The organism is Peribacillus sp. NPDC097284 (genome assembly GCF_044761765.1).
GTDB lineage: Bacteria > Bacillota > Bacilli > Bacillales > DSM-1321 > Peribacillus.
This window is the reverse complement of the sequence record NZ_JBIWCZ010000001.1, coordinates 413,876-431,737: the sequence shown is the minus strand read 5'-3', so window position 1 is coordinate 431,737 and position 17,862 is coordinate 413,876. Positions and strand designations below refer to the sequence as shown.

General features: G+C 40.4%; 11 protein-coding genes and 1 other annotated feature. Of the genes, 7 read left to right on the top strand and 4 right to left on the bottom strand.

Annotated features, from left to right (window positions below; genetic code table 11):
- The first annotated feature begins 157 nt into the window (after positions 1-157).
- Complete coding sequence (locus ACIQXU_RS02215; RefSeq protein WP_402986486.1) at positions 158-1,771, top strand: LysM peptidoglycan-binding domain-containing protein; 1,614 nt, start codon at positions 158-160, stop codon at positions 1,769-1,771.
- A 95-nt stretch (positions 1,772-1,866) separates the two neighbouring features.
- Positions 1,867-2,937 (top strand): spore coat protein YsxE, encoded by a 1,071-nt coding sequence (gene ysxE / locus ACIQXU_RS02210; RefSeq protein WP_402958140.1) that lies wholly within the window; start codon positions 1,867-1,869, stop codon positions 2,935-2,937.
- A gap of 57 nt (positions 2,938-2,994) precedes the next feature.
- Here the strand turns inward: ysxE and ACIQXU_RS02205 are convergent, their stop codons facing one another.
- Positions 2,995-3,147: a hypothetical protein gene (locus tag ACIQXU_RS02205; RefSeq protein WP_402875862.1), complete on the bottom strand. Its 153-nt coding sequence runs from the start codon at positions 3,145-3,147 to the stop codon at positions 2,995-2,997.
- A 276-nt stretch (positions 3,148-3,423) separates the two neighbouring features.
- Positions 3,424-3,651, top strand: a binding site (T-box leader).
- Between the two features lie 43 nt (positions 3,652-3,694).
- Here ACIQXU_RS02205 and ACIQXU_RS02200 point away from each other — a divergent pair.
- A complete protein-coding gene (locus ACIQXU_RS02200) occupies positions 3,695-6,346 on the top strand; it encodes a valine--tRNA ligase (RefSeq protein ID WP_402958145.1) in 2,652 nt (883 codons plus the stop codon).
- Between the two features lie 55 nt (positions 6,347-6,401).
- On the opposite strand, the gene ACIQXU_RS02195 is transcribed toward ACIQXU_RS02200, so the two are convergent.
- Both ACIQXU_RS02195 and ACIQXU_RS02190 read right to left on the bottom strand, forming a co-directional pair.
- Positions 6,402-7,247, bottom strand: coding sequence for an ATP-grasp domain-containing protein (locus ACIQXU_RS02195; RefSeq protein ID WP_402986483.1), 846 nt, complete (start codon positions 7,245-7,247; stop codon positions 6,402-6,404).
- Complete coding sequence (locus tag ACIQXU_RS02190) at positions 7,244-8,155, bottom strand: ATP-grasp domain-containing protein (RefSeq protein ID WP_402986480.1); 912 nt, start codon at positions 8,153-8,155, stop codon at positions 7,244-7,246. The genes ACIQXU_RS02195 and ACIQXU_RS02190 overlap by 4 nt, the downstream gene beginning before the upstream one ends.
- Before the next feature lie 99 nt (positions 8,156-8,254).
- Between ACIQXU_RS02190 and ACIQXU_RS02185 the strand changes: the two genes are divergently transcribed.
- From ACIQXU_RS02185 to ACIQXU_RS02170, 4 genes are all read left to right on the top strand, one after another.
- Positions 8,255-9,541: a bifunctional folylpolyglutamate synthase/dihydrofolate synthase gene (locus tag ACIQXU_RS02185; RefSeq protein WP_402986479.1), complete on the top strand. Its 1,287-nt coding sequence runs from the start codon at positions 8,255-8,257 to the stop codon at positions 9,539-9,541.
- Positions 9,542-9,762: 221 nt separating this feature from the next.
- A complete protein-coding gene (locus ACIQXU_RS02180; RefSeq protein WP_402986477.1) occupies positions 9,763-11,487 on the top strand; it encodes a sensor domain-containing diguanylate cyclase in 1,725 nt (574 codons plus the stop codon).
- Between the two features lie 247 nt (positions 11,488-11,734).
- A complete protein-coding gene (locus ACIQXU_RS02175; RefSeq protein WP_402986475.1) occupies positions 11,735-15,223 on the top strand; it encodes a DUF5057 domain-containing protein in 3,489 nt (1,162 codons plus the stop codon).
- Between the two features lie 59 nt (positions 15,224-15,282).
- Positions 15,283-16,200 (top strand): ankyrin repeat domain-containing protein, encoded by a 918-nt coding sequence (locus ACIQXU_RS02170; RefSeq protein ID WP_402986473.1) that lies wholly within the window; start codon positions 15,283-15,285, stop codon positions 16,198-16,200.
- Between the two features lie 18 nt (positions 16,201-16,218).
- On the opposite strand, the gene ACIQXU_RS02165 is transcribed toward ACIQXU_RS02170, so the two are convergent.
- Positions 16,219-17,862, bottom strand: a complete 1,644-nt coding sequence (locus ACIQXU_RS02165) for a hypothetical protein (RefSeq protein ID WP_402986471.1) — start codon at positions 17,860-17,862, stop codon at positions 16,219-16,221.

Genomic DNA, 17,862 nt, shown 5'->3' with positions numbered 1-17,862 from the left:
CCTTTTTTATTTGTGATGATTTCCCCCCTCCGTTCAACCGTTTGTTCGATTCATTCATCCATTTTTCCCATTGATTAAAGGAATAATCATTTCCCTTTCCTCATAGATTGTTATTGGTATAGGTACTGTTTTTCTGAAGCTGAAAGGAGGAGTTGTCTTGTCGCAAGAAAACGAATCGTATTTGCGATTTTCTTTGGAAGAGTCCGTTTGGTTTCATAAGGGACAGGAAGTGGCTGAGCTCTATTCCATATCCCTCGATCCAAATGTGACGATCCAGGAAAGCGATCAATATGTGTTTATCCGGGGTTCATTAGATTTAAGTGGTGAATACAAAGACTCGCAAAACGGTGATTATGAGGAATTTCCTCAAAGCTTTTTGCCGAAAGCCGTTCAAAAGGTTGAGAGGCATCCAGATGGTCTCAATGAATTCACACACCGATTTCCGGTTGATATAACGATACCGAATAACCGAATCTCCTCATTGGAGGAAATCGATATCACGATTCAGAGTTTTGACTATGCCCTGCCTGAACATAACTGCCTAAAATTACAGGCGGATTTGTTGATAACCGGTATTTACAATGATTCCTATGTGGAAGAGCGCATGGAAGTAGAGCAAGAGACCGAGGAGACTGAGTTTCTTGAGGAATCAGATGACGAAAATGAATCATACGTTCCATATGCGGCTGCAGAACCACCCGTCCCTGATTTCCATCATGTCTTCCGCAATGACGAGCAAAGTGATCTATATACGCCATTTTCCGCAGAAGCAAAACGAGTCGCGGAAGCAAAAGAGGATGAAGAAGAGGAACCGGTATACCTAAGCAACCATCAACATAACGCCCCTGTTTTTGAAATTCCTGTATCCCCATTTCCTGAGGAGATGCAGTGGGAAGCCGAGGTCAACAGACAGGATAACGACATAGAGACGCAAGTGAAAAGAAGAGTAATTGAAATTGAGGAAGAGAAAAATGAGACTCCTGTTTCCAAGGAAAAGTGGCCAGCATCGTTTGAGACAGAAAAAGGAGGAAGAATTGAAGAGCAGGTTAAAAGAAGGGTGGATGAGATAGAGGGAGGAAAAGGAGAAAGTATCGAGGAACAGGTCAATAGGCGAGTGGATGAAATCGAGGCAAAAAAAGATGCAGAGAACAAAGGGAACATCGAGGAACAGGTCAAAAGAAGAGTGGCTGAGATAGAAGATAAAAAAGGAAAACGTATTGAAACCGAAGTGAAAAGAAAAGTCGCTGAAATAGAAGAAGAAAAGGAAGGCTCCGTTTATTTGACCGATGTGGAAAATGTGCCAGTGGTTAAAATTCCGGGTTCGCCTCATCAAGAACAGGATGTCATCGTCAATAGGCAAGATGACAATCTTAGTGATGAGAATGAATCCTCAAGCCTCGAAAAGGATCCGGAATCCCTTTCATCTTTGACCGATCTATTCAAAAGAAGAGAAAAACCAGAAAAACAGGCAAAAGAAATGAAAAATTATAAAGGCAGAAAAAAGCAAAATGCCGAACAAGGTGAAAAAGAAAACCAGGATAATACGGATAAGCAACACACCATCATGGATCTTTTCGGAAGAAAGCAGGAAGAAGAATTGGTCAGGATGAAGGTCTGTATTGTACAGCAGGGGGAAACGATAGATGATCTGGCCCAGCGTTATGGCGTCACGGTACAATCCTTGCTTCTTAGTAATGAACTAGAAGGCAATCAGAGCGTTACCGAAGGGCAAGTCATTTACATTCCAAAGTCCATTGCTTACAAAAACTAATCACAAGCAGAAAGCAGGGCCTTGGCTCTGCTCCTGCTTTATCTTGCATTTCAAACGATTGGCGAGCTTTTTTAAAAAGAAAGTGAGTGAGTCTCGTGAGGGAAAACGAGAATCAACAAAAGAATATTCAGGATAGTGATTCAGCCTATGTCTTAAAAGAATACGCGCTTTATGTACAATATATCGAGGACTTTGGACGAGTGAAAAAAGTGTATAGCGACCGTGGTACCTTTGCCTTGAAATCGATTACGCCCCACAATGGAATGGACTTTATCCGAAATATCCAAACATTGTATCACCGGGGATATAACCGAATTGTGCCTATTTACCAAACGATGGACCAGCGCTATGCTGTGCTTCATAATGGCCGATTATATTACCTGATGCCTTGGTTGAATAATGAAGAAAATGGCGAACGTGATGAGAAACATAAGCAAATGTTCAGAGAACTTGCACGGATGCATACACTGTCTGTGAAAGAAACAGAGGTGGATACAGAGGAGCGGGAAGCTCATTATGAAAGAACGCTGAGTGAGTGGAATACGCAGAAGGACTTTATGGAGGAGTACATTGTCACCTGTGAAAGAAAGTGGTATATGTCTCCATTTGAGATGTCGGTCTGCACCTTTTTTACGGATATCACCCAGGCATTGAACTACTCTATCAAAAAGTTTGAAACATGGTTCGAAAAGACAAAGGAAAGTGAAAAAGTAAGGACCGTCCTCACCCACGGAAAGGTTTCATTGAAGCACTTTGTATATGATGAACGAGGATATGGTTACTTTATCAATTTCGAGAATTCGAATACGGCCCCTCCCCATTTTGACTTACTACCTTTTCTCGTCAAAACGGCGAGGACCTATCCAGTCCAATGTGATGATTGCGTCGATTGGCTTTATAATTATCTTCGTTTCTTTCCTTTGAAAGAAGAGGAAATGCTGCTGATGCAAAGTTATTTGGCTTTCCCGGGATCAGCACTGGATGTGGTGAAGAACTATTCCGAGGGTAAAGGTCTAAGGACGGAACTGGATAATGTCACGAAGTTGCAACGACAATTCTGGCTTTTGAAGAATGTGGAATATATGGTGATGAAGGTCGAGGAAGTCGAAAAACAGAAAAAAGCGGCTGCCGAGGCGGCCAAAGAGGAACAATCGCCCCCAAGCTAAATATACATGAATGGATGAATATCCAATCATGTATATTTTTTTGTTGTAGGGGAATAATTATATCCATTCTAAATATAAAGACATGGCTAAGAAAATAAAGGCGACCAACAGGAGCATATCGAAGAAAGTTGGAAATATTAACGTACGTATTCCTTGAAAAACAATGAAGGGGACAATGAATTGCTGACAAACACCGCGGAACTTTTTCATCCAAGGTGGCAACGTATAAGGTGAGTATTTTCGTCTCAAGATTGCACCTTCCTTTGTAGGACTTCTTTTATTGTATGGGAGGGCTGCGAAACATGTGAGAAATGCGGAACATCATGAAACGTTGATGGTATAATAGGAAGATCGCTCTGTTCTTGTGAGCCTCCCTTAGTGAATAGGGCCATACTTACGAAAGTAAACGAAAAGATGATTGACTCGACCCCCCTTTTTTTTGTACTATATACTATATGCAATTAATGATTTTACATATGAATATAAATGAATGTAAAGACCGGAAATAGTAAGATGAAATGCCCTTTTCAGAGAGGAAACCATTGGTGCGAGGTTTCTAAGCAGGCAGCATCAGAAGTCGTCCGCGAGCAGTCTTCGTGAATAGTTAGTAGCGAAGGCCGGTGAAGAGCCGTTATCCGATTTGAGAGCCGAGAAAAGATTTCTTTCTTTTTCGGAAAAAAGGTGGCACCGCGAACAACTTCCTTCGTCCTTTTATGATGATGGAAGTTTTTTTTATGCCCAAAAGGAGGAAAACAACATGGAAGAAAACCAAATTTCGATGCCAACAAAATATGATCCGCAAACGATAGAGAAAGGCCGTTATAAATGGTGGCTTGATGGGAAGTACTTTGAAACAACAGGTGATGATAAAAAAGAACCGTATACAATCGTCATCCCTCCACCAAACGTAACAGGTAAGCTACATCTTGGTCATGCTTGGGATACAACACTACAAGATATCTTGACACGTATGAAGCGTATGCAAGGATATGACGTGCTATGGCTTCCTGGTATGGACCATGCCGGTATCGCAACACAGGCGAAAGTGGAACAAAAGCTTCGTGCTGAAGGCGTTAGCCGCTATGACCTAGGTCGTGAGAAATTCGTGGAAGAAACATGGAAATGGAAAGAGGAATATGCAAGCCATATCCGTGAACAATGGGCAAAACTTGGTCTTGGCCTTGACTATACCCGCGAACGCTTCACGCTAGATGAAGGTCTTTCTAAAGCGGTCAATGAAGTATTCGTTACCCTTTATAAAAAAGGATTGATTTATCGTGGCGAATATATCATTAACTGGGACCCATCGACGAAAACGGCCATTTCTGATATCGAAGTAATCTACAAAGATATTCAAGGTGCATTCTATCATATGAAATACCCGCTAGTTGACGGATCGGGAGAAATTGAAATTGCGACAACCCGTCCAGAAACGATGCTTGGTGATACGGCAGTTGCGGTACATCCTAAAGATGACCGTTACAAGCATTTAATCGGGAAAATGGTTCGTCTGCCAATCACAGGTCGTGAAATTCCGATCGTTGGCGATGATTATGTGGATATGGATTTCGGTTCGGGTGCCGTTAAAATTACACCGGCTCATGACCCTAATGACTTTGAAATCGGAAACCGTCATAATCTAGAACGCATCCTTGTCATGCATGAAGATGGTTCGATGAATGAGAAGGCCGGTAAATATGAAGGAATGGACCGTTTCGAATGCCGTAAGCAAATCGTCAAAGACTTGCAAGAAGCTGGAGTACTCTTCAAAATTGAAGACCACCTTCACTCTGTTGGCCATTCAGAGCGTAGCGGAGCAGTTGTAGAACCATATCTTTCTACTCAATGGTTCGTTAAAATGCAGCCTCTTGCTGATGCATCGGTTGACCTTCAAAAGAAATCCGAGGATGAAAAGGTCAACTTCGTTCCGGATCGTTTCGAGAAAACATATCTGCACTGGATGGAAAATATCCGCGATTGGTGTATTTCCCGTCAACTTTGGTGGGGTCACCGCATCCCGGCCTGGTACCATAAAGAGACAGGCGAGGTATACGTGGGACAGGAAGCACCTGCTGATGCACAGAACTGGGAACAGGATACAGACGTCCTGGACACGTGGTTCAGCTCCGCACTATGGCCGTTCTCGACTATGGGCTGGCCGGACAAGGAAAGCATCGATTTCAAACGTTACTATCCGACCGGAGCACTTGTAACAGGATATGATATCATTTTCTTCTGGGTATCACGGATGATTTTCCAAGCGCTTGAATTTACGGGAGAGCGCCCATTCGAAGACGTTCTGATCCATGGTCTTGTTCGTGATGAACAGGGACGCAAGATGAGTAAATCGCTTGGCAATGGTGTCGATCCAATGGATGTCATCGACCAATATGGTGCAGATTCGCTACGTTACTTCCTTTCAACAGGAAGCTCACCAGGGCAAGATCTTCGTTACAGCACGGAAAAAGTGGAAGCGGTATGGAATTTCTCCAATAAGATCTGGAATGCCTCCCGTTTTGCCTTAATGAACATGAATGGCATGACCTATGATGAAATCGATTTAAGCGGTGAAAAGTCCGTTGCTGATAAATGGATCCTTACTCGATTGAATGAAACGATTTCAAACGTGACAAGACTTGCGGACCGTTATGAATTCGGTGAAGTGGGTCGCGTGCTTTATAATTTCATTTGGGATGATTTCTGTGACTGGTATATTGAAATGGCTAAACTTCCGCTATATGGCGAAGACGAAGCGGCGAAGAAAACGACTCGTTCGATTCTTGCATACGTGCTAGATAACACGATGAGATTGCTTCACCCATTCATGCCGTTCATAACGGAAGAAATTTGGCAAAACCTTCCGCACCAAGGCGAATCAATCACGGTTGCTGCATGGCCTGAAGTGAAGGAAGAGTTAACGGATACAGCTGCAGCGGAGGAAATGAAACTGCTTGTTGAAATCATCCGTTCAGTCCGGAATATCCGTTCTGAAGTCAACACGCCTTTAAGCAAAAAAATCAACTTGATTCTAAAAGCAAAAGATGAGTCCATTTTAGAAACATTAGAAAAAAACAGCAGCTATATCGAGCGCTTCTGTAATCCTGAACAATTGACAATCGGCATCGATGTCGAAGAACCAGCACAAGCCATGACAGCTGTGGTTACGGGTGTTGAACTGATCCTTCCACTAACAGGACTGATCAATATCGACGAAGAAGTGAAACGTCTTGAAAAGGAACTCGACAAACTTAATAAAGAAGTAGAACGCGTACAGAAAAAACTAGGCAACGAAGGCTTCGTCAAAAAAGCGCCAGCAAGTGTCATTGAAGAAGAACGTGCCAAAGAAAAAGACTATAGTGAGAAACGTGATTCTGTTATTCATAGAATCAATGAATTGAAACAGCTTTAAAAAAACAAAAAAGGATGAACCGGCTATGTAAGAAGCTGGTTCATCCTTTTATTTGTTACTTAACCGATAGTTTCTCTTTTATAAACAATAGATACTCTTTTACAATATTAAGATTACTGAGCGCACTTAACGTTCTGCTTCCCACTACATCTTCAATTTCATTGAGCATGAGGCTGCCATCTTCGGCGAAAATGAAATCGATCCCGACCATGCCAAAGTCAAAGGCAGCGATTACCCGTTCTACAAGTGTCCGTTCGGCAGCTGACAGCTCATATAACGAAGCAGATCCGCCTAACGTGTAATTGGCCTTGAAGTTAGAAGAGGACTCTCTAAGGACAGCTGCAATGATTCTGTTCCCAATGACAAAGACACGGATATCCTTTCCGAATACACCCGGTTTTTGAACGATCCATTTTGCGTTAGGCAGTTCTCTCAAGTCTTTTTCATGTTCAATCAAGTAAACCTGTTTTCCACCACGTCCATGAACGTCTTTCGCAATGAATGGTAATTCCATATCGCTTGTTGAGGGATTACCATAGCAATAAACTGTATCTGACATTGGAATGCCGATAGAAGTCACATATTGATGCGTCTTTGCTTTGTCATTCACGATTTCCGAGATGAAAGAAGAGTTGAAGCATGTGATATGTAGCCTTTCCAATTGTTTGGTGAAGAAAGGATCGATGGTCCGGACTATCGCAAAATCAGGCAAATCTATCGGTTCGAGCTTATGTACGACATACAATTGATTCGAACGGTGACCGATTTGTAGGTGGTCGCGATAATATAAACGCAAATCTAGGTCGAGATTTTTGGCCTCTTCCAGCATCCAATCTATGTATCCCCTGTTTTTTGCGGCATCTTCTTGGTTATAAATCAGCCAGCCTGTATGCTTTTTCATTGGAATCCCTTTCTTTCGAATACATCCACCACATAATCAAACATGCTGTCAGCAATATTAATGCCCGTACATTCGTAAATATTAAGCAAGTGCGAGTTCGAGTTCACTTCACATAATAGCGGGCCATCTTCTCCGAACAGCAAATCTACCCCGGCAAAATCCGCACCCAATAGAGTAGCGCAACGGATGGCAAGATCACTTTCTGCCTTGGTGGGTGTGTAGGGGAAGGCTGTTCCACCAGCTGTCATGTTTGCTCGGAAATCATGCTCGGACTTCCGTTGCATGGAAGCGATGACTTGATTGCCGACGACATTGACACGGATATCCCGGCCTTTACTATGCTCAATGAATTCCTGCATAATAAAAGGCCGGTGCCCAAGCTTTTTCACCGTTTCCATAAATTCATCCTCCGTAGGAATTAAATACACCTGTTCCCCGAATGAACCGTATGCTTCTTTTACAACGAGGGGGTAGCCAAGCTCATTGCCGATTTTTTTGAATGCATCCAGGTTCTTTCTTTCTATTCCTTCATAAGTAAACGGGGGAAACAGGGTTTTTGGCATCGGGATGCCGTGACCCGCTAAAGCTTGATGCGTTTTGGCCTTGCTATCGCATATATCGATGGCCGAGCTGCTGTTATATACGGGGAGGCCGAGCAGTTCCAGATGGCGTGCCAAATGAATATCCTTATCCATAAACAGGACGAAATCTGGTAATTTTCCATCAGTTCCTTTTAGATACGGGGTTCCCTTTTCAATAACGGAAACCAGGTCGGAATTTCGGACAAGTGTTGCCGATATCCCTTTTCTTTCAGCGGACTCTTGTATGAATAAAGCCAAGCTAGAAAACTTTTCATGTTGCAAATAGCCGTTGACGACAATCCAACAATGGAGTGAAGAAGATTTCATGGTCAATCACTACCTTTCATCTAGGTAAATCGTTAATATATTGATAAAATAATTTTAACGCATAAGAGCGGTATAAAGAAAGAGGAGGCTTATCGATAAATGGTAACGGACATGAATGAAATCAACCGATTTTTTGAAGAAAGACAGGTCCAATTAGGTATGAACTTTGGCTTGTCACGAATGGAAACATTATTAGCTAAATTAGGAAACCCCCATGTAGGGCTTAAATATATACATATTGCAGGGTCCAATGGCAAAGGTTCTACGCTCCAATTCATAAAGGAAATCCTTTTAGCTGAAGGGCTACGGGTGGCTTCTTTCACATCCCCATACTTAATTCGACTGAATGAGCAGGTAAAGATAAACCGGGAGGAAATCAGCGATGAGGACTTTGTCTCTGGATTTCAAGAACTGTGGCCAATCGTACAAGAGATGGATGGTGAAGGAAATGGACCCACTCAATTTGAAATCCTGACAGCGATGGCTTTTTCTTATTTTAGCAAAAAAGGCACGGATTTGGTTTTACTGGAAACGGGACTTGGGGGAAGGCTCGATACCACCAATGTCGTCAAGCCACTTCTTTCCATCATCACCTCCATTTCTTTGGAGCATACGAATATCCTCGGTAATACGCTAGGGGAAATTGCTTTTGAGAAGGCAGGGATCATTAAAAAAGGGGCACCGATCATCAGTGGAGTGACAACCGAAGAGCCAGCAAAGGTGATAGAAGATAAAGCACGTTCCATGGACGTTCCCTATTATCAAATCGATAAAGACGTTCATGTACATGCCATTAAGCAGGATGAACTCGGTCAAAGCTTCTCTTTTTCATTCAAGGATACCACCATCGAAAATATAGCGGTAAAGATGCTAGGGCGCCATCAAATCAATAATGCGGCACTGGCCATCGCAGCTGCTACAATTGTAAGAGAGGACATCCATGAACAAAGCATTCGGAAGGGGATAGGGGAAGCACAGTGGAATGGCCGTTTTGAGATAATTTCCGATGAACCGTTGATCATCATTGATGGGGCGCATAATCCAGCCGGTATTGAGGTGCTACTTGACACGTTAAAGACACGCTATCCGGATCATAGTTATCGGTTTATATTCAGTTCGTTTCGTGATAAGGATTATGCTACAATGCTTCATCTACTCGACACGGAAGCAAGCCAAATAACCGTTACTGAATTCAAGCATGAACGGGCAGCGAACGCGGAAGCGCTTTATGAACATTGTTCTAAGGAGAAACGGGAATTGGAGAAGGATTGGCAGAAAGCAATCATAATCGGCAAACAAAGAACAAACGCACGAGAAGTACTGGTCATCACGGGTTCCCTCTATTTCCTTTCTCTTGTCCGGAAATTTGTATACAGTGCTGAGTGATCATCAGCATGTGCCACTTATTGCAGCCATTTTTTCTATCATATTTAGCTTTATACCCTTTTGTCTTTTAAGACAGAAGGGTTTTTTTAGGTTCCAAAAACAAAGAAACAAAGACTTTTAACCTATTAGTTTTAAAGTTTTTTAATTTGGGTATAGTGCTAAAGTAACTGATTACTGGTATGATTAATGTGTCAAGATACTCATGGGGATGGGGAGAATAAATGATTATTTCTAGAAAAAAAAGAATGGCTGTCTATGTGATGTGGTTTCTTATTATACCCGCTGGTTTAGTCGGGACTTTTCAAGTATTTCCGCCAATCACGAGTGGGAATACGGGGGACATTGTTGCTTTTCTCGTACTCATAAGTGTATTGACCTTGATGCCGATTATGATTAACAATATCCCGATCACAGTCGTACAGGGCGTTTCGCTCGCGGTTTTTCTTGTGTTCGGATTAGCTATCGAAATTCTGGTCACACAGGTTACCTTCATGTTCATTATAGTCAGGCTTCGATTAGCCAAAAAGGATTGGTATCGGTTTCCGCTTAATTCCATCACGTCATTTATATTTTGCCTATTGAGTGGACTGGTCTATTATGGCTTAGGTGGAGATCATGATTTCACTTCCGGTATTGATATTTTCGACATTCTGTTGATTGTCGTTTATCTGTGTTCTTATTTTTTATTCAATCATTTAGCTGTCACCGTCTCCCATTCATTGTTATATGGGAAAAAGATGGAGATGAAAACAAAGGATGCTTTATGGGACGGTTTCTTAAGCCTCATGACCATGCCAATCGGGATTATTTTATTTATTTTATATATCGAAATGGGGACCTTGGCCATTTTGCTCGTAGGGGCGGCTTTGATCAGTTTGGCTTATATCATGAAACAATACTATTTTACTAAGGAAATAAACAGGCATTTAAAAAAGGTAAGTGAATTTGGTCATCAGTTGACTCAAAGGCTACAGGCGAACGAGGTACTGGATCTATTTATTGATGGTAGTTCAGCAATCATCCTTTCTAAGTACACGCTGGTCTTCGAAATATTCGATGAAAAAGAAAACGCCCAGATATTACGTTATGCAGAAAATGGCGTACAAATAGAAAAAAGGATTCAACCTGTTTCCATAAAAGAAGGAATCTATGCAACCCTTTTTCAATTGAAAAAAGCCAAGGTCTTTCATTCTAAAAAGGAATGGAAGCATCTGTCCAATTATGGGAATTTTCCAGAAGACGTGGAAAGCATCATGGCCATTCCCATTCTTCGAAACTCCGTTGTGGCAGGAGTAATCATTGTTACATCTTCCAAGAAGAGGGCGTATGGTACGCATCAAACGAAGATTATGGACATTCTCTCCTCCTACCTATGGGTGGCTCTTGAAAATGCTCGCCATTATCAAAAAACCAAATATAGTAGTGAACGATGCGCATTAACTCATTTATATAACTTTCGGTATTTTGAATGTGTGTTACATAAGGAATTCGAACGTTTACAAAACCAATCACTCAATCATTTGTCGCTGATCCTTCTTGATATTGACCATTTTAAATCGGTTAACGATACATATGGGCATCAAAGCGGTAATGAAATCCTTTGTGAATTGGCGGAGCGTCTAGAGGGCATTGTTGGTCATTTAGGGGTAACAGCAAGGTACGGTGGAGAGGAATTCGTTATCCTCTTACCCAATGTTGGAAAAGAAGAAGTCTATCAATTCGCAGAATTCATCAGACTCTCGATTGCCAACAAACCCTTCACCGTCCATTCGGATTTAAATGAAAATAGACGGGAAGAGTCCATTTCCATTACAGCAAGCATCGGGGTCGCAACAGCACCGGTCGATGCCGAAGATGCCCAATCGATAATCAGGCACGCTGACCGTGCCATGTATACAGGCGCAAAACAAGCTGGGAGAAATAAAGTGGCAGTATATGGAGGGTAAAAAGGCAGGATTCCTTGGAGTCTTGTCTTTTTTATAAGGGTGATTTTACCAATATTAAAAATTAATGGATTTATTGCCCATTCTTGTGCATTTTTTGATAAAATATGCTTAAGTAATAAGACTATATAACTAATAATGGTATAAGCAATCGATAGAGAGAAACATATAGACTTACATTACCAGGAACTGAACTGCTTCGTATAAGGCAGAGGAGAGATAAATTATAAATGAGAGTGATGTGTAAATTATGAAAAAATCAGTGGGGTTAGTCTTATCATTGGTATTACTATTTTCGTTTCTATTTCTACCTAAACCTTTAGAAGCAGCTGTTCAAACGTCTGGTCCTAAACTGAGAATCCTTGAGATTGTAGCATCAGGAAATTCGCAGTTAAGGGGGATCCTAGGTGAGAATTCATATGAGTATACATTGATAACGATGAAGAAGTTTGTCGCGCAGCGGGAAGAGCTGGATGGCAAATATGATGTTATTGCGATTATGGAGGGGAATTATACTTCTGATCCGGTTAAAAATAAAGAACATAATACATCAGCGGTCATGAATGATATTACGAATCTAAAGGCGAATGAGATCATTAATGACTTCATTAATAAAGGGCAACCGGTTATCCTGAATACCAAAAGTCTAGCGACCGGTTCAAAATTAAAAGCGAAGTTTAACGATCAAAATCTATTAAGTAAAAGTAATGTCATCAACTATGATAGTACTAGTACTAATTCAAGCGGAAGCTTTTGGGATCGCTGGAACGAATTCTGGTATGGAAGTGGGAAAAATAATAATGAAAGTACACAAACAGATAAAGATAATATGGAAAAGGCTTTTAATAATTTCCTTAAAGGAGATAAGTACAAGCAGTCCCCACGCTTTACATTAACTAAATCTCCTGATAAAGAGAAGATTTATCAGCCAAATGAAAACATGGAATTCACGATGAATGTAGTCGCTCCTTCAGATTTCAACTCGAGGAGCTTAAAAGCCAAGCTTTATATCGATTCCAACTTTGACGACAAATATACGACAGATGAAATTGTATTGGAAGAGAATGTTACTTCGAAATCAATGAACCTCTCTTTCAAACTACCAAAAGGTTATTCAGGGGTACGTTATTGGAAAATGGAGCTTGTGGATTCCGGTAATAACTTAAAGAGTTATGAAAAAGGGATGATTAAGTTCGTTGACAAAAAAGTGGAAGTAAAAGTGCTCCAAGTCTACACCAATGAAAAAAGTTCGTTAAAAAGGAATAGCAACCCGAATAATATGAATCAATCCTATTTAAATAGTAACGAATATAGTATCTCAATTGACGCAACGAGCATGGACACTTTTAATAAGTCAAAAAAAGAAGAAACGAGTTATTCGCATGAGGTCATCAATGGAAAATATGACATGGTCATCTTTGGATTTGCCGATTCTTATAATAGATCGGCGAATATAAATACAAATGCAGTGGCTTCATTGAAAAGGTTTATTGCTTCTAAACAAAGCATCATGTTTACCCACGATACCATTTTCGAAAATAATAATAATTGGGTAAATAATTTCATGAATGATACAGGTCAAATCAGTCCTCAGACGAATCTTGGATATGGTGCACCCAATACTTCGAGAACGACGAAAAAAATCAATGATGGTTTAATGACAACCTATCCATATGCATTGAAAAATGAATTATCAGTGGCATTAACCCATAATCAGTATTACACGCTTGACTTGGAGGATCCAGAAATAATTCCTTGGTATAATATCACTGGAAACAGTCGGGATGAAAATGATAGCTGGAATCATTATTATACCTACTCGAAAGGGAACATTACGTACTCTGGAACAGGTCATAAGGGGGGGAGTGATAGCTTCCCTGATGATGAGCAAAAGTTATTCGTTAACACGATGTACAGAGCGTTCCTAGGGTCGAATCATGCACCTGAAATTACCATTCATACTCCAACAGAAAATCAGGTCATCCCTTTAAACCAGAACATCGAATTATCTTACACACTACAAGATTATGATTTAAAAGATAAAAATCTATCCACTAAAGTGTTTATGGACGAGAAAGAAGTATCGGAAGAAAAAGATGTGATAAATGGATCGACAATCAATATGTCTCTACCTCATAATTTACAGGATAGTAAAGTTGTGACGATCAAGGTCCAAGCAACAGACCAATCTGGCGCAGTCAGTGAAAAAGAAGTGAAAGTAAAAGTACAAAAAATAAATGCCAATCTTGAAGTAAGCAGGATTTTGAAATCAAATAACTTAGTGGAAGTCGGACAACCTGTAGAAATCGAATATACGGTAACACCGAAAAAAATCACTGGAATAGAAGCTCAAGCCATTTCTGGCAATTCCGTCACTCTAGAAGCCATGGCATTGAGAGAAAGTTTTCCGGCAGATTTGGAGGTCACTAGTGACGGTACGAAAAGTGGGACAGCATCAACTGGTATATCCCTAGAAAAGACATTGAGTATTGTCTACAAAAAAGTGGGCAATGACTTCGTTGCTAGTCCTTTGACGTTCAGTGTCCATGTCACGCCAACTGCAAAAAAACAGTATATATTGGCTAATTCTATATTGAGATATAAGGATTTAACTAATATCCAAAAGGAGTTAACGTTTAATACATTAACGTTCAATGCGGATTTCGCCTTAACTGGGATTGATTTTCCTGATTCTTACGTACTCAGTAAGGGTACAGAAAAAAACTTTTCGATTGACTTGAAAAAGTTGCCCGCAGATGCAGGAGTCAGGAGTATTTCATGGAGTGAAGAAAGCAGAGGAAATATTTTGGATTTAAATCCTGCTTCAGGAACGGCTAAAGTAATAAAAGAAGGAAATACATTCTTAAAAGTGAAAGTTACGGACAATTTCGGGAATGTTTTTGAAAAGAGAGTTCCTGTGACAGTAAGAATTCCGGTCAATTCGTTTACTTTAACGGACCTAACATTACATGTTGGCGAGACACTACCATTACCCGTTAGTAATATATCACCAAAGGATGGCAAGTCTAGCTTAGAGATTGTATTGGGTAACAATGACATAGCTCGTGTTAATAAAGAAGACTTCACCATAACAGGGTTAACGACTGGTGAAACCCTTATGACTGTTACGGGAATTGATTCAAATGGTAATCTAGTAGAACATACTTCGATTATTACGGTGAGAAAGGTACCCGTAACAGGTATTGAAGTGGATCGGTCCTCGGTTACCATGAATAAATTTGATGTAGTTAATGATATTCGAGTAATTATCGTTCCAAGTAACGCAACCGATAAAACAGTAGAGTGGAAATCACTTGATGAGAGTATTGTTGAAGTGGTGGAAAATGGGAAAATAAAAGGGGTCAGTACCGGGACTGCAAACATAGAAATTACTTCAAAATCAAATCCTGAGGTAAAGGCAACAATTAAGGTTCAAGTAGGCCAACCTCTTGAGGGAATTAGGGTGCCAGAGATAACGCTACAAAAAGGTACTTCACAACCCATTATCGTTCACCATAGTCCAGCAGATGCGACAAACGTGGATAGAACGGATTTCTCTCCTTTAAAGAATGATTATATAACCATATCTAATGGAGTCGTTCATGGAGTGAGGGTAGGGAAAACTGAAATTACTGTTACGGTGGCTGATGATACTGGGAAAAAGTATAACGCTATCGTTAAGGTTACCGTTACACAAAAAAAAGAAGAAGGTTCAAATGACAATCAAGATAAATACTGATCGTTTATCAAGCCGGGGCAACCCGGTTTTCGTTTATATTAAACGGGAAAGGACATCTTATGAAAAAAAGAATCATACTCATCAGTTCAATGGTTTTAACTATATTAATTGTGGCTGGTGGAGTGTATCAATACAAGACTGCTAAAGCGGAGAAGAAAGAACAGTACGAATCGTTGCTTTTCTATATAAAATCAGGCGAAGAAGAAAAAGCGGAAAAGCTGTTAAAGAAGAATAAGACGAAGGCATTCATCAATAAAGAATCGGAAGAAGGGGAGACCCCATTGGAATACGCCTTACACATGCAACTTTATTCTTTATCTAGGACACTTTTAGAACAAGGGGCAGATGTGAGTCCAAAAGCGGATAACCCTCTATTCATTCAGCTTGCTTATTCTTTAGATCATTACCAGCAGATGCAAGTCGAAGAAAAGCAGAAAGTTAAAAATGAGATGTTTAAAATGGCGCTGAAAAAAGCTGAAGCAAAGCTAAAAGAAAAGGATGAACAAGGAAACACGGCCCTCCATATCGTTTCCCTAAAAGGGGATGATGTACTAGCACGACTTTTTATCAAGTATGGGGCTAACCCTGGAACCAAAAATAAAGCAGGAGAAACGCCGCTCATGCTTGCCGTTCAGGAAGGGAATGTCGAAGCTAGTCAAGCGTTGATAGAAAGCGATAAAGAACTAACAAAGATACAGGATCATGAAAAGAATACTTTACTAACTATAGCGGTGATTGGTGGTAGAACGGATATAGTGAAGTTGCTTACTCGTACGGGATTGATTCCGGTTGATAGCAAAAATGAGCTGGGTAAGACAGCCCTTATGTATGCCAGCGAGTTCGGAGAGAAAGAACAAGTCCAGTTATTACTCGACGCCAAAGCGGATAAATCAATAAAAAGCAAAGAGGGAAAGACTGCCTATGATTACGCTAAAGAGTGGGACCATAAAGGGATTATTAAACTATTGAAAAAATAAAACAGGGAGCTCCCTGTTTTATTTTTCTTTATTCAGCTTATCGGGTATGACATCCAATCCTTCCACCTTTGGAAGGGCATGCGTCTTATTTAGAAAAAGCCTTTTGTTGTTTTTTATGGTCAACCTTGACTCGGCGTCTTCTTTTACTGCAGGAAAGCTTAAATCGCCATCACCCTTATCATCTTCTACGTCTCCACGATAACTATTGACAGTTAAATAACTCTTAGAAAAGACCCCACCATTAATATTCAGAATGGATCCCACTGCAAAAATCTCAGAAGACGTCGGGTCTTCTATATTCGAAACCTCTTTGGAACCACATTCAGAAACAAAGCGATAGTCACAGGAGGATTTACTTTCTGTATAAAAATAACCATTGATTGTATTGGTTTCATTTTGAAATTTATTTATCCGTGCAATGCTAAGCTTACCTTGTGTCATTATGATTAAAGACGAATCATCTGGTTGATTTCCACATTTGTTTTTGTAACAAGGAATATCTGCATTATTTAGGGTAGTAGAACCAAGTACATAGATGACGGAATCAAAACTTACTTTCCCTTTAATCGTCAAGTCACCCGTAATTAAGATATTGCCTTTAACATCCATAGATTCCAATAAAGAGTTTTCAATCGTTGCATTACCGGAAATGACTAGCCATTGCTTGTCCCCAAGCTCGATATCGAAGCTATCTATATAGGCGTCACCTGGATGAATAATCGGCGATATTGTACCATACTGCGATAAATCATCGAATCTGACTTCTGTATTTGTAGGGGAATCTTTTTGATTAATGGATTGATTCAAGGCTTCAATCGACATATCCTTATTTAGACCGGGAATCCCAATACTACTAGATGATAGTTTATCAATAAACGTTTCTTTTATATCAATATCATTGAATGTATCGTCGACATCATTGAAAAGGATATTTCCAGAAAAAAAAGCGTCTTTCAGGGTAGGAACAGTCAATCGCTGCCATCTCAGCTCTTCCTTGTCATGTCCTGCACCACCGTAGCACGAGGGGGCGGATATACACATGTTCATCCCTTGTCGATTCGCATGCAACTCACTATAATCTTGGACCGCTGGCAATTCTGTCTTCCTTGAAAGAAGCGAAGATTTATACATATATAAAGCTTGGTTACTGATATTAAATTGCTCTTTCGCGTAGATATTTCCATCAATAAAGGGAGAACCATTAATGGTCAAATCTTTCCCGGCACCAAGAGCATACTTTAGAAAGCTTGGCATCGCCGTAATGTAGACCTTTTGATGATATTTGCCGCTGCTTACCTCAAAGACTCTTGTGTTATCATGTTGGTCATCAATCGTTGGATAATTTTTCGTTAAATCTTCTATTGTGAAAATACCTTTCAAGTTTTCCTCGTTTATGAATGTTGCTAAATCGTTATTGTATTCTGACTTACTACCAGAAAGGAGAGGTGTTTCCATTGTATCCACATGATCCTCAATAATCGAAACCCCCTCTTTTACGGCACTAATATCATCGATATCGTCCACAATCTCTGTCTCCCTTATTTCCGTTCTCTTTGCTCCATTAATGCTCGCAGCAAGAAGTACCATGCCAAGCGTGGTCAGAATCAAAAAAGAAAGCAACACGGATAAAAGGGTATATCCTTCTTCGTTATTCCATTTCAT

What these genes read in the sequence shown, in the direction of transcription:
- ACIQXU_RS02205 (WP_402875862.1), bottom strand. Translation starts at nt 3,147, where the DNA reads ATGAAAAAGTTCCGCGGTGTTTGTCAGCAATTCATTGTCCCCTTCATT.
- ACIQXU_RS02200 (WP_402958145.1), top strand. Translation starts at nt 3,695, where the DNA reads ATGGAAGAAAACCAAATTTCGATGCCAACAAAATATGATCCGCAAACG.
- ACIQXU_RS02195 (WP_402986483.1), bottom strand. Translation starts at nt 7,247, where the DNA reads ATGAAAAAGCATACAGGCTGGCTGATTTATAACCAAGAAGATGCCGCA.
- ACIQXU_RS02190 (WP_402986480.1), bottom strand. Translation starts at nt 8,155, where the DNA reads ATGAAATCTTCTTCACTCCATTGTTGGATTGTCGTCAACGGCTATTTG.
- ACIQXU_RS02185 (WP_402986479.1), top strand. Translation starts at nt 8,255, where the DNA reads ATGGTAACGGACATGAATGAAATCAACCGATTTTTTGAAGAAAGACAG.
- ACIQXU_RS02180 (WP_402986477.1), top strand. Translation starts at nt 9,763, where the DNA reads ATGATTATTTCTAGAAAAAAAAGAATGGCTGTCTATGTGATGTGGTTT.
- ACIQXU_RS02175 (WP_402986475.1), top strand. Translation starts at nt 11,735, where the DNA reads ATGAAAAAATCAGTGGGGTTAGTCTTATCATTGGTATTACTATTTTCG.
- ACIQXU_RS02170 (WP_402986473.1), top strand. Translation starts at nt 15,283, where the DNA reads ATGAAAAAAAGAATCATACTCATCAGTTCAATGGTTTTAACTATATTA.
- ACIQXU_RS02165 (WP_402986471.1), bottom strand. Translation starts at nt 17,862, where the DNA reads ATGAAATGGAATAACGAAGAAGGATATACCCTTTTATCCGTGTTGCTT.